Annotated in this window: 7 protein-coding genes; 2 read left to right on the plus strand and 5 right to left on the minus strand. The window is 57.9% G+C overall.

Annotated elements, in window-relative coordinates; genetic code table 11:
* Positions 1-46: 46 nt before the first annotated feature.
* The 3 genes from RAK1035_RS13620 to RAK1035_RS13630 are packed head-to-tail and all read right to left on the minus strand — an operon-like array spanning position 47 to position 2,539.
* Complete coding sequence (locus tag RAK1035_RS13620; RefSeq protein ID WP_008282163.1) at positions 47-814, minus strand: anti-sigma factor; 768 nt, start codon at positions 812-814, stop codon at positions 47-49.
* Positions 798-1,340 carry a sigma-70 family RNA polymerase sigma factor gene (locus RAK1035_RS13625; RefSeq protein ID WP_008282164.1) on the minus strand — a complete coding sequence of 181 codons (543 nt, stop codon included), beginning with the start codon at positions 1,338-1,340 and terminating at the stop codon, positions 798-800. Before RAK1035_RS13625 ends, RAK1035_RS13620 begins: the two co-directional genes overlap by 17 nt.
* A 29-nt stretch (positions 1,341-1,369) precedes the next feature.
* Positions 1,370-2,539 (minus strand): 2OG-Fe(II) oxygenase, encoded by a 1,170-nt coding sequence (locus RAK1035_RS13630; protein ID WP_008282165.1) that lies wholly within the window; start codon positions 2,537-2,539, stop codon positions 1,370-1,372.
* 908 nt (positions 2,540-3,447) lie between these two features.
* On the opposite strand from RAK1035_RS13630, the gene RAK1035_RS20530 reads away from it, so the two are divergent.
* Positions 3,448-5,952 (plus strand): calcium-binding protein, encoded by a 2,505-nt coding sequence (locus RAK1035_RS20530; RefSeq protein ID WP_008282168.1) that lies wholly within the window; start codon positions 3,448-3,450, stop codon positions 5,950-5,952.
* Positions 5,953-6,378: 426 nt separating this feature from the next.
* On the opposite strand, the gene RAK1035_RS13640 is transcribed toward RAK1035_RS20530, so the two are convergent.
* Both RAK1035_RS13640 and RAK1035_RS13645 read right to left on the minus strand, forming a co-directional pair.
* Positions 6,379-8,400, minus strand: coding sequence for a hypothetical protein (locus RAK1035_RS13640; protein WP_008282170.1), 2,022 nt, complete (start codon positions 8,398-8,400; stop codon positions 6,379-6,381).
* A gap of 141 nt (positions 8,401-8,541) precedes the next feature.
* Positions 8,542-9,768, minus strand: coding sequence for an ATP-grasp domain-containing protein (locus RAK1035_RS13645; protein WP_008282171.1), 1,227 nt, complete (start codon positions 9,766-9,768; stop codon positions 8,542-8,544).
* A gap of 570 nt (positions 9,769-10,338) precedes the next feature.
* Between RAK1035_RS13645 and RAK1035_RS13650 the strand changes: the two genes are divergently transcribed.
* The gene (locus RAK1035_RS13650) at positions 10,339-12,534 is read left to right on the plus strand and encodes a VWD domain-containing protein (RefSeq protein WP_008282172.1); all 2,196 of its coding nucleotides are present in this window, start codon (positions 10,339-10,341) and stop codon (positions 12,532-12,534) included.
* The last annotated feature ends 104 nt before the right edge of the window (positions 12,535-12,638 follow it).

Below are 12,638 nucleotides of genomic sequence, written 5' to 3' on the forward strand. Positions count from 1 at the left end.
TGTTTCAATCCGCATCGGCATCTCATTGCGCTTAAGCTGCGTCGGCTCAGTTGCTTGGCGACAGTAACCTCTCTGCGCTGAGCGCCAACTGCTCGGGATGCCCAGACTCATCGACGAGGACGAAGGAGGATCGACCACGCTCGAAGAGTGCGATTGTGCGTCCCCGATACTCGAAAGCGGTCGGCGGATCCTTGGAGTCTCCGGCGTTGCGGGCGACAGCCAAAAGCATGAGCCGCCCGAGTTCTGGCGCGTCCACCACAATGGCAATTGCAGGTCGGTCAGGTGTTGCAACGATTTGCACATCGCGCACGATCCAGTCCTTCGGCAAGACCGGCAGGTCCACTCCGAGCGCGGCAACGACTTCCTGCGCGTTCAGTTCCGCGCTTTCGGGCTGGGACACCATCCAATGCCGAAGCTCTAACGCCGCCTGCGCATCGAGCGCTGCTTCGACAAGCGGGGGCGCGCTTTTGTGTCCGGCTGCTTGCCACGCGACATGGCCAGTCCAGCCCGCCGTGAACAGAACAACAGCGGCTACGAAAGGGGCGGCGCGGCGCAGCAGACGCTGTCCGCGCAGACGGTCCTGCAAGCGGCGCGCCTCTGCCACAAGACCGGGCGGCGCGGTATCGTCTGATCCGGAAAGGGCCATCCGCAGCGCGGCAGTGTTTCGCGCATCGGCAAGGAGGTCCGCCACCCGCTCTGGCCGTTCTGCGAGGTGATCCGCAATCGCAAGAGTTCGGTCGGGGTCAAGGCGCCCCTCGAGAAGCGCAAGAAGATCAGCCTCAAGCTCCGGATCGGTCTCAGTCTTGTCGCTCATCGCATCCTCCTACGATCCTGAGTGGTTTCACGGTCGCCACCTCTCCCCGCCCGTCTTCAAATGCCCGGAGTGCCGCACGCGCCCGGCCCACGCGCGACATCACTGTGCCCACCGGCACGCCCAGAACCTGCGCCGCCTCGGCCGGACCGAGCCCCTCCACCGCCACAAGGTGCAGGGCTTCGCGCTGCTCGGCGTTGAGCGACAGAAAGGCGGTGCGCAGCTGCGCCAGCCGCGCCGCTATCTCGCCGGACGCCTCAACGAAGGTTGGCCGACTTTCCGCCCAGGCCTGTTCGCGCGCTTCGGAAGCCTGCGCACTGCGACGGCCATCGATGAAAAGATTGTGCAATATCGCCATCAGCCAGACCCGCACATCCGCACCGTCGCGAAAGGTCCCGCGCCGCTCCTGCGCCCGCAGAAAGGTTGCTTGAACAAGGTCGTCGGCCGCCTCTGCGTCACGCGTGAGAACTCTTGCATAGCGTCGAAGGGGCTCAAGTTGCCCGACAATCTCGAGGTTGTGATGGGCCATGGCGATTCACGTCTCCTTTCGGGCAGGGGTCATGCGCTTTGTTCTGCCGAAGTCTGGTCGCTCGCACGGTAATTCGAGCCAGTCTCGCCAATATAGCGCGCATTCTCTTGGCGTAGGCGTGCCGCTGCATCGTCATATAGAAATGGAAGAAAGGCAAAGCGCCGGCCCTTCGTGACTTTGCTGACCTTGTGTAAAAGCGAGCAAGAGAACACCACCGCCCCGCCCGGCGGTGCCTTGAAACTGCGCGGCCCGTATTCCGGAAAGTTCACCTCTCCACCTTCGAAATCGTCGTTGAGATTGACCGATACGGCAAAGCGCCGATGCGCCGTGCCCTTTGTCGTGTTGTCGCGGTGTGCCGAAAAATGCCCACCATCCTCAGCCGCGTAACAGGAGACGATGTAGCGCTCCATCCGCGTCACCTTGAACTGGTGGACCTTGGCAATTTCGGGCACGACCCGCCGCAGGAACCGCGCCTGCAACGCCGAGATCAGATCGCGATCTTCGATGTTGTAATCCTTGCGACGTTTGAAGCCCGGATCGGTAATTCCCATCGTCTTGCCCCCGATCTCGCGCATGAAGCCGCTCTCTTCCCCACCTTGCGCTTCATACAGCCCGATCAGGTGACGACAGAGCTCTGGCTCGAACACGCGCGGCAGGAACAGGATCGGCGCCATGACATCGATCCCGGCATGCCGGCCCGGTGGCGGCAGGCTGTCCAAAAGCGCCATGACCTCGCCAAGATCGCCCCGATCCGGCCGGAACGGAATCGCCGCCAAGACGCGCATTGTTGGATCGATGACCACCCATTGCCGAGCCATTGCGGCCGGACCGCTGCCCGGAGACCTATCCTTAGCCGCCACGCCGTAGAGGCGCGAGATCAGCAGGTCCATGTCCCAGAAATGGCGATAGCCTGGCAGACGGTTCTTGACCCGGCCAATCGCCTCGTCCTCTGGGTCGATGGTGACACCAAAAAAGCAGGCTTGATCATCGTTGAAGATGTCAGCCCGTTCATATGCAGCCTTGAGGGCCGCCTGCGCATGGCCATCCGCCGCGCTGCCAAAGAAGCACAGAACCAGATAGCGCCCCGCCGCGCTGTCAAAGGAATAGCGCGGGTTGGCGACGCTGCGCTGAATAAAGCTGGGTGCCGGATCGCCCGGCGTCAGAAGGGTTGTTGCGTCTATCTGAAGAGGTGCTGTCATTCGGGAATCCGCCGTATTTGAAATGTATACGGAGCCCTTGGCCAGTCACATCCCGGCCTTCGGAATGTTTATTGCTGCAATTGCGCGAATGTGAGCGGCTGCATGCTCTGCCGGGTTAGAAAATCGGCGGCAGTTTGCCCGCACACCGCCGACCTTCCTTGAGCGGCGGATGAATGCCTGTTCTTTGATTTGCGCAAATATGCACTCGCGGCCGCAACGAAAGTCTGGAGTCCGCCATTCTGCGTGTCCCCAGTTAAGAAGTGGCGTAGTGAAAATGATCTACCTTAGGCGTGGAATACAAAAGCAAGTATTTCTGAAAGCGAGCTCCCGCAACCAACTTACTTTGAAAATACTGCACTGTTTTTACTACATAAGCAGCCCCAAAGGGAATTAATAAGCGATTGATTATTAATAATTTATATTGCCGTTGATCCAGTTTTCGGTTTGCATTGGCTCGGCCATTTCATTTTCTTGTGATTGCATTTTAGATATATTCTTGAGTGTCGTGAATGAATGCCACCACCACCGTTCACGTCTTCGGTTGCGCGAAAAATAGGCGCTTTGCTGCCCTAAGTAAGAGCTTGGCTTACAAGGGAAGCAAGAAGCCCCATCAAAGCTGGAGGAATAATTCGGGCTAAGCGCGATGCCATCTTTTAACCACCCGAGCCACCATTTTTGATGCCGATTTTGCGGCATCTGCGGGGGGAGCAGTCTTGGTATTCTCCCACCGCGTTGATCAAGATCAGACTGCTCATTTTGAAGAACCGTTTCTGAGCGGCAAAGCTTTTCACTGGCAGGTCATTGTTTTCGCCCGACTTCAGCAGGCAAAGATTGACCAGAGAATTTGTAAATCTAAACTCACTCCAAGGCGTTCCGGAATTTGAATTTTATGCCCGAGAGGAAACATTATGACGCATGTGTTTGACTATTCCTCGTCCTCTGTCGGGATCGATCAGTTCACGGGCTATAGCATAAGTAACTTGTTTGGCACCGTTGATGGCACTTTTCTGCCTGCTGAGTTCTGGGACCCTCTGGGCGCTCTTTCAGGTGTGTTAAGCTACAATTTCGTGGAGTTCGATGAAGTAAGAACCGGCAGTTTCCGATTTAACATCGATGCGTTCGGAACATTTTCACAGCAAGTGTCTGGTTCTGGGGATGTTTTTTCCCCCATTTTCTACGCCGACGATCCCGAGTTTTTCGCGTCCGAAGATTTTTTCACCGGAGAGGCACAGTTGACGCTCTTTGGTTTGAGCAGCCAGAGCTATTTGCGCTTCGAAGGGTTGCCGACACTTGAGCGGAGTTTTGGGCCGCTGCCCTCAGCGCCGTTTGCGGATTTTAACGATGCGACAGCATTTGCTGTCTCAGCGGCGACGCTGGCAAATGCGGAACATCTCGCGAGCTTGCAGGCGTTGCAACCCGCGTCATTAGCCACGGCCATACGGATTGTTGCAGAGAATTTCGGCCCCGACCCGGCTGCGGGGACTGTCCGCCTCGTCTATACACCCGATGTGACCACCAGCCTGACCTTTGCCGATTGGATCGGACTAGATCCATCGGGCTTTAACGATGCCTATGGCGCGCAGCTTGTTGATACGCGCAGCCTTTTCTCAAATGAGGATGTTGAAGTTATTCTGACGGATTTCGACGATTCTCTTAGTGACGCAGGCGGAGGTTTTGCCGCGCGGCGCGTCATGATCAACGCTGGCGGGGGCGATGACATCATCGACATGAGAGGCGACGCGACGAGCGGTGTCTTGCCCTTCGCCCTGACAGTGCCGTCGATTGTGTCCGTTGACGGCGGCGAGGGCAACGACAGTATCTCCTTTGTCGTAAAGGTCTCTGGATTTGTTGATGGGGGCGCAGGCAATGACACGATCTTCGGGTCCAGTCCTTCAGACGGTCTTGCCGCCTTTTTCGAAGCGCATGGCGGAGATGGCGAAGATCAATTCCAAGGGCTTAATAACGGTGCAAATCTGTTCTTTGGCGGAAATGATAATGATCTGTTGATAGGTGGATTTGACTCCGCGGATACGATCCACGGCGGGGCCGGTGATGACAACATCGGTGCAGGGTCATTCTTCAACTTCTCACTGGGCGCAAACATTTACTCCGACGTCGCAAACCTGTTTCATGGTGACGCGGGCAATGACACCCTCTTTGGCGGCAACGGTGCTGACACTCTCCATGGAGGTGATGGAGACGACTATATCTTGCCTCTTCTTGGGGATGACGTTGTCCATGGCGGGGCGGGTCTTGATACTTATTCAATGAGCGTTGGAAACGGCGGATTTGAGGGATCGGATGTCTCTCGCAGCTTTGGGGATAAGCTCATTGTTGATACTGGCGGTATCCTGGAATTCGCTCCATGGATGAGCGTTGACTTCAACACAAATTTGCTGGAACGGCTTGGGAATGACCTTGTGATCGGCACTCTTGGTCAATCCAGCATTCGGCTGGTTGATTTCTACTCTAATCCTACCGGCTGGATTTCAACTTCTGACGATTCAAGAGAAATCGACTTTGCCCGTGCGGCGACACTTTCTGACTCATCACCAGAGGTGCCTGAGGGCGGTGACACGATTACTGGCGGTGACACCGACGACACGCTCGCCGGTGATGCGGGCAACGATACGATTGACGGTGGCGCCGGGAATGACCGTATCTCTGCCTCGGATGGCGATGACGTTGTGCTGGGTGGTTCTGGCAATGACAACATCGGCGGAGGGGTCGGAAATGACACCATCGACGGCGGCGATGGCGATGATGTGATGGGGGCCGGTTTTGGCGACGACAGCGTCTCAGGCGGCCTTGGCAATGATGTGCTGGCAGGCGGCGCCGGGAACGACACGCTCTCGGGCGGCGACGGAAATGACAGCATGTCCGGGAGCTTTGGCAACGATCTGATCGACGCAGGTTCGGGGGCGGATGACATCGGCGGCGGCACCGGTCGCGATGCCATCAACGCCGGTGCGGGCAATGACCGTGTGGGCGGCGGCGAGGGGGATGACACTATCTCGGGTGGCAACGGCAATGACTTTCTTGCCGGTGGTGGACGGGACGACATCATCGACGGCGGCACGGGTAATGACACGATCAACGGCGGCGCAGGCAATGACGTGATGACCGGGGGTGCAGATGCGGATCAGTTCGTGTTCAGCGCCTTCTTCGACGGTGAGGCAGATGTGATCACCGATTTCGAGGACGGTTTGGACAGCTTCTTCATCCGCCGTTTCGATCCCGATACCGGCGTTGAGAATATCAGCAACGGCGGTAATGGGCTTGCTGGGTTCGTGGCAGCGATGAACATCGTCGACGTGGCGGGTGGCGCGCAGATGACGGTGAATGGCAACACGATCCTCGTCGAAGGCATCACGGCGGCGCAACTGACGGTAGAGGATTTTCAGTTCCTGTAATGGATAAACCCCGCCGGTTTCGGCTGGCGGGAATGTCGAGATGCACGCCTATATGTGGTCGCGTGCTTGCTAATGCGCTGGCGTGCGGGAGGTAAATCGCCTTTGTCACCTGCCGAACCACTGCAACTGGATGGACCTGAAAAGCACAATAGGTTCACTGCGGTTCCGTCGGTCCAAGCTAGGCTCGGCGATTTTGTAAAATCTCCGGGTCCTCAAAGAACACACCTTTTAAGCCAACCGGGCAAGCAACGACGTTCTTGTCCGTAACAAGGTTCAGGTCGCTTTCAACGCCAAGGAATGGCTCGTTCGAGCGCGACGCCCTCGAAAACTCCATCGGACGTCAGGGGGGTTCAGGCTGGTGCGGGCAATAACGTGGGGGATTTCATCGAGCCAGCGCGCAGCGCAAACTTGGGCCTTTCTGGCCCTTCAGTCTGGCGGTGTGGGACACAGATCGCCACGGCCAGCGGCCCAGCTTTTCCGGCCTTTGGCTGCGATACTCGCAATCTGATCGTCCGGCACCGGCACTGTTGGACGGGGCGTCAGCCCGTCATCGTGGAACAAGTAGAGCCGCGCGGCGAAATCCTCGAAAGGTAGTGAACCTTCACCGAACCGCTCTCCGCTGCCCTGTGTCGAGACAACGAGACCGTGGCCCCAATCTTGTCCGCTGTCATTGTTGGGATTGAAGAAGTAAACGCGCATCTGCCCTGTTGGGTCCAGACCTACCCGGATTAGTGTGATCGCGTGCCAGCCTACAAAGGTCGCGCCCGAGTCTGTCACGGCGATCCCGGCAGGTTGCGGGTGGATGACTGGTTGGTTGCCATTGTATTGCGGGTGGTAACAGGCGTGAAAGTGGCGCAGGAAATCCTCATAGTGTTTCAATGCGCCTGTGGCGACATCGACGGCTATGTGAAACTCGCGCCCAACCCACCAGCCGTGCAGTCCGGGATTGATCCAGCGATGTGGGTCTTCGGGGCGGCCGAGACATCGGCGGCCCATTTCGGCATAGGCGCGGTCCAGATGCGGTACCAGCAGGACAGAGATGGGATCGGCATCCAGCAGCGCCGACGTCGCAAGGCCGGGCGGTAGGGTCGCGGTGTCGAGTGGTTCGCCCTCGAAATGCAGCACCAGCCTGTCCCTGCGTGCCACCTGTGCGATCAGCCAGAGCAGGTAATCAGGATCGTTCAACGCCCACATCGACAAGGCCCGGGCAGATTGGCAGGTCGGATTGTTGCCCTGACCGACACCAAGGGGTTGGCCCAAGAACATGATGAGCCCTGCAATCAGATGCGTTCGCGCAGGGAGCGCCGTACCGCAGGTTGCCTCCAATGCGCAGATGCACTCTTCGGTTAGTGGTGTTTCCAACAGGCGCCACAGGGACGGCGCAACGGGAGGGGAATACAGAATGCCCCGTTCCAACATAAGCGCCAGCCCATAGACCGCCTGCGCTGTACCGGGCTGAATGGCGACATCGACCAAGGCGCGCACCAGCGGCTCATAGCAGCGCAGGGCATCAAGCCCGGTGCTCGACAGGCCCAAGGCATCGGGGAGCACCTTGGTCTGATCGGCCTCAATTGCCCAACGCAAGAAGCTGGCGTGATAATCTGATACCAACCCCGTGTCGTGCATGGCGCGGGCAAAGGCATAGGCCTCTTCCTGAACCGTGCGCTCGTCCGCTCGTGACAGTCTGTCGATATAAGCTGGAATGCCCGGGTCCTCTCGGTTCAGGGCGGTCGGACCAAATAAGGCGCTGATCAACCTGTCGGCCCCCCGATGGGCGTCGGCGGTGAGGGCGGTTCCGGTTTGTAGGGCGCTTGCGATCTGCAGGATCATCGCCTTGACGTGATCAACCTGCAAAGGTCGCTGCGCCATGATGCGCCAGATCTCGTCTGTCAGGTGATCCAAGACACCGTCAGTCCCAACCTCTTGCAACAGATACCGCATCAGCCGGTCAATAGCCGGTGTGAGCGCATTTTGCGCGTGGCGTTGCGCCTCGTTCAGGCCCTGTCCGAGCAGCCGGTCGAGATTGAACGACAGAACCTGCGTAAGAAATTGTTCGGCCTGCGCAGGCGACAGATCAGGCGTCGCATGTTCGCCTGTGGCAACCACAAGAAAGCGTAGCAGGCTCATCGCTTCTAATGTGATCGTCTGCTGGCTGGCCTGTGTCAGGGTATGTTTGACAAGGTTCGGCAGCAGGTGCGTCGGACGTCCCCAATCCGTGCCAGAGAACAGCCCAGCCTGGTCCATGAGGCCGGCGCGCTGCCGCAAGGCTGGCAATCCGTCCTCATGCTGCAGCACCGGGCGCGCCGCATCCAACACGCGCAGCGCATGGTTGTTCTTGCCAATACGCGACGCGCTTTGCAGACCACAAATCTGCCGGTCGAGCCGGTCAAGAAGCGTTGCAAGCTGTCCAGCGGCGTTCAAATGGGCTGTCATATCGGCTTCGACCATAGCGTCGCCCTTATTCAATTGGCCGGGGCACTGTTTATGCTGCCAACCGTCACTTCAAGGATGCGGCAACCCCAAGGGGTCAACAACGAAAATGCGCGACATCATGGGTGCCACAGCCGTCGGCGGGGCCCGCAGCGATCGTCACAGATAGTAATCCAGCTCTTCTTGCGCCTTTAGCAAGTCACGCATTTCGACAGCATCCTCGCCATAAAAATACACAAGGCCCCAATGCGTGCCGAACGCCGTCCGCTTGGTTACCTTTTGCGCATGTGGCGGGTTGAGTTCGTGAAAGTCAAAATAGGGATGGCTCTCGGTCTGTGGGGGGATTTCCAGATTGCTGACCACACGGCGGCGGGGATAGACGCCAAAGCACCCGGCATGGCCTGTCGCATCCGTGACTGGGGTCGGAAAGAAGGCATCAAGCTCGTCCTGCGTTGTCTTGGGATCGAACACCAGAACCAGCGCCTGATAGGCGTTGAACCCGTAGGCGCGTTCGAGCAGTTCGAACACGTTGAAGCCCGGCGGGCGATAGGCCACTTCGCCGAAGTACATGGTGCCGTCAGAGGTGACGAAATACTCTGGGTGGATGAAACCGAAATCGATATCGAACACGTCAATTAGTTTTTCAATTTCCTGCGTGATACGACCGCGCCACTGCTCCAATTCAGGGGTTGCCGGGACGAAAACGGAATAGCCCAGGGTGACATACTCTGAAATGTTCAAAAACTGGATCTTACCATCCTTGATCCACGCCTCGACTGCGAATTCCCAACCATCCAGATGGCTTTCCAGAAGCGCCGGAAATTCATCGTCCGAGATGGAGGCCACATCGTCAGCAGTGCGGATCACGCGGTGCCCCAGACACCCCGCCTTGTCGAATGCCTTGAAATGGATCGGATCATTCGGGTCGCCATCCAGTTTCAGCAGTGTCTGGTTCACGCGTCTGAGAAAGCGGATCACATCCGTCTGATCCATGGCTTCCTCAAAGATGCCAACACGGATGCCACCCAACTGCGCGCGGCGTTTCATAAGTGATTTATCGCGGAACAACATGGATTGACCCAACAAGCGCGGGTTTTTCATCAACACGGAGTTGACAGCACCTGCCCACTCGACCGTTTCCTCGAAAAGGGGAATCGCCACGTCGACCCCCATGTCTTTCAGTGTCGTGGCAAGTTCGAAGGAACGGTCGTTGAGCCGCTCAAAATCCCAGGAAACAAACGGTAAGTCATGCTCGACTGCATAGGACTCAGCCCAAGCGGGAGCGACGATTACATACCTACGATCAAATTTTTCGAGCGCGTCAATGTAACGCAAACTCCAACCTAAAATTGCAACAAACCCTTTGTCCGAATTTTTATCGGTCATCCTAACTCCTTGCTGGTGTGAAGGATGTCTACCTACACTAAAACTCAAAAAAAACAACCCGCGCGGGTATTTGCAAAGCACATGAGACAAATCCTTGCTGATTTTCTGTGCCACGTGAATTTTGCGATTTTAGGATAAAAGCCCCAAATTACAGCCGTTTCGGACGCATCAGCATACGCGGGATTACGAAGCGGCGCGCAGGTGACGCCAAGCGCGCGCTCACGCCGCTAATACGGGGTCAACACCCCGGTGCGGGTTGGCAGCGCGACCGGCATCACCCGGGGGGCAGGTGGCGGAATTTTCACACCAGGTTTGGACACGCGCCTCTTGATTTCACGGTTTCGTGAAGACTAAGATTTTCTCATAAGATCAACCAGCATCTCACCGGGTGCTTTTGTGAGTTGTTTCACGCCATCCTCCCGGCTGCCTGCAGTGAACGCAGACATAAATGGGATGGTATCGAGCGCCCGCTGGTTGATTGGTGGAGTGTGTATGTTCGGCTTGGCCCTCTTATGGGCCTCTCTGAACAAGATTTTGCAATAATGCCCAAGTATTGAAATGGAGCTATGAATGTTTCCCGACACATTTGACATAACCAGCGTCGACGATCTGACAGCGCTGAACGGACAATTGCTAACGGCACTGACCTTTCTCGGCGATCAGGATCTGAACAACGCCTTCACCATCAACCCCGAGGCCATCACGGTCGGAGACTACCTTGCCTTGATCGACGCGGCCGAGGCGAGCTTGATCACAACCGACTTCAGCTTTCTTGCGTTCTCAATTCCGACAATCCGCGCGCAACTCGAGGCGATCCTGACGCCAGATAATGTGCCGGATGGGCTGAGCGTGCAGCAGGTGATCGACCAGTCCATTGGAGTTCTGGAAGACATCGCGGCAGGCGATTTTGGCCTGCTGACTGTTGGCTTTGACGCGATCCGTACGGCGCTCGAGGGGGTGCCGCCCGAAACCTTGCTGCTGGATGCGTTCGGTTTCACGGGGCCGGGCAATCCTGATATCATTGACGCCTTTTTGGATCTCTTGCCTCAGTTCTCAACCGATGCTTTCCCGGCTTGGGTCTCTGGCGATCCGCATCTCAAGACTTTGGATGGCGTGGATTACGATTTTCAGGCAGCAGGTGAGTTCGTCCTGTTGCAATCGACCGATGCGCAGGGCTTTGCCTTGCAGGCGCGCATGGTGCCGGTGGCCGCGAATGTCAGCGTCAATCAGGCCATTGCCACCAATCTCGACGGCACGGCAGTGATGATTGACGCTGCAGATCCTGATCCGTTGCACGTGAATGGTGCGGTTGTGGCGCTTGCGGATGGGTCCTCTCTTGATGTGGGCGAGGGGCGCATTTACCGGCGCGGCGATGTTTACACCATTGTTTATCCCGGCGCGGATGGTGCGATCGGCAATGGCGACAGTCAGGTTGTCGTGCGGGTGCGAGAAGGGCGGCTTGACCTTGATGTGCGCCTGAACGCCGAACTGCTCGGATCGCTTGAGGGGCTGCTTGGGGATGGGGATGGCAACCCGGACAATGATATTGCGCGGGCCGATGGCACCGTCTTGGCGCGGCCTTTGGTCTTTTCAGAGCTCTATGGCGCGTATCGCGATGATTGGCGGATCAGCAGTCTTGGGGATACCCTTTTTTCTTACGAGTCCGGCGAGAGCCCGAATGGGTTTTACCAATCGGATTTCCCCGGCGCGATTGTTTCGCTCGATACGCTTGATCCGGAGGTGCTTGCCACCGCGCGCGAGGCGGCACTGGCTGCGGGATTGCAAGAGGGCAGCGAAGCCTTCGAGAATGCCGTGCTGGATTTCGCGCTGACCAATGACGAAAGTTTCCTGACCTCAGCGCTGGATGTGCCTTTGGCCAGCGTCGGCACAGAATTGGCGGATACCTTGATCGGGAATTCGGGCGATGACGTGCTACGCGGTGAGGGCGGCGATGACGGTGTCTTCGGACAGTCAGGCAATGACATTCTCGACGGCGGGGCGGGCAATGACTCGATCGCCGGGGCGGATGGCAATGACCTAATTTCGGGCGGCCTTGGCAACGACAACATCGGCGGTGGCCTTGGCAATGATACCATTGATGGCGGTGAGGGCGATGACATCATCGGGGCCGGGTTCGGAGACGACTCCGTGACCGGCGGCGCAGGCAATGACGTGGTCGCAGGCGGTGCGGGCGACGACACGCTCGAAGGCGGCGACGGCAACGACAGCATGTCGGGCAGCTTTGGCAATGACCTCATCGACGGTGGTGAGGGCGCGGACGATATCGGCGGCGGCACCGGGCGCGACACGATTGACGCAGGTGCGGGCAATGACAGCGTCGGCGGCGGTGAAGGCGACGACAGCATCCTTGGCGGCGAGGGCAATGATTTCCTCGCGGGCGGCGGGCGTAACGATACGATCGACGGTGGCGCGGGCAATGACACGATCAATGCAGGCGCTGGCAATGACGTGATCACCGGCGGAACGGGGGCTGATCAGTTCGTGTTTAGCGCCTTCTTCGACGGCGAGGCCGATGTCATCACCGATTTCGAGGACGGTTTGGATAGCTTCTTCATCCGCCGTTTCGATCCCGATACTGGCGTTGAAAACATCAACAACGGCGGCAACGGTCTGGCGGGGTTCGTCACGGCGATGAATATCGTCGACGTGACGGGCGGCGCGCAGATGACGGTGAATGGCAACACGATCCTCGTCGAAGGGGTCACCGCCGCGCAACTGACGGTGGATGATTTCACGTTCCTATGACGACTATACAAACCCGCCAGCCCAAGCTGGCGGGTTTTTTCTGAACGCAATCTGCGGCGCGACTTTGATGACGTTGCCGAAGTGCTTCCCATGCGCATCTTTAG

It is taken from the genome of Roseovarius sp. AK1035 (assembly GCF_003288315.1).
GTDB classification, from domain to species: Bacteria; Pseudomonadota; Alphaproteobacteria; order Rhodobacterales; family Rhodobacteraceae; genus Roseovarius; species Roseovarius mucosus_A.

Bases quoted from the DNA above. Each gene is read 5' to 3' on its own strand.
- RAK1035_RS13620 (WP_008282163.1), bottom strand. From the start codon at position 814: ATGAGCGACAAGACTGAGACCGATCCGGAGCTTGAGGCTGATCTTCTT.
- RAK1035_RS13625 (WP_008282164.1), bottom strand. From the start codon at position 1,340: ATGGCCCATCACAACCTCGAGATTGTCGGGCAACTTGAGCCCCTTCGA.
- RAK1035_RS13630 (WP_008282165.1), bottom strand. From the start codon at position 2,539: ATGACAGCACCTCTTCAGATAGACGCAACAACCCTTCTGACGCCGGGC.
- RAK1035_RS20530 (WP_008282168.1), top strand. From the start codon at position 3,448: ATGACGCATGTGTTTGACTATTCCTCGTCCTCTGTCGGGATCGATCAG.
- RAK1035_RS13640 (WP_008282170.1), bottom strand. From the start codon at position 8,400: ATGGTCGAAGCCGATATGACAGCCCATTTGAACGCCGCTGGACAGCTT.
- RAK1035_RS13645 (WP_008282171.1), bottom strand. From the start codon at position 9,768: ATGACCGATAAAAATTCGGACAAAGGGTTTGTTGCAATTTTAGGTTGG.
- RAK1035_RS13650 (WP_008282172.1), top strand. From the start codon at position 10,339: ATGTTTCCCGACACATTTGACATAACCAGCGTCGACGATCTGACAGCG.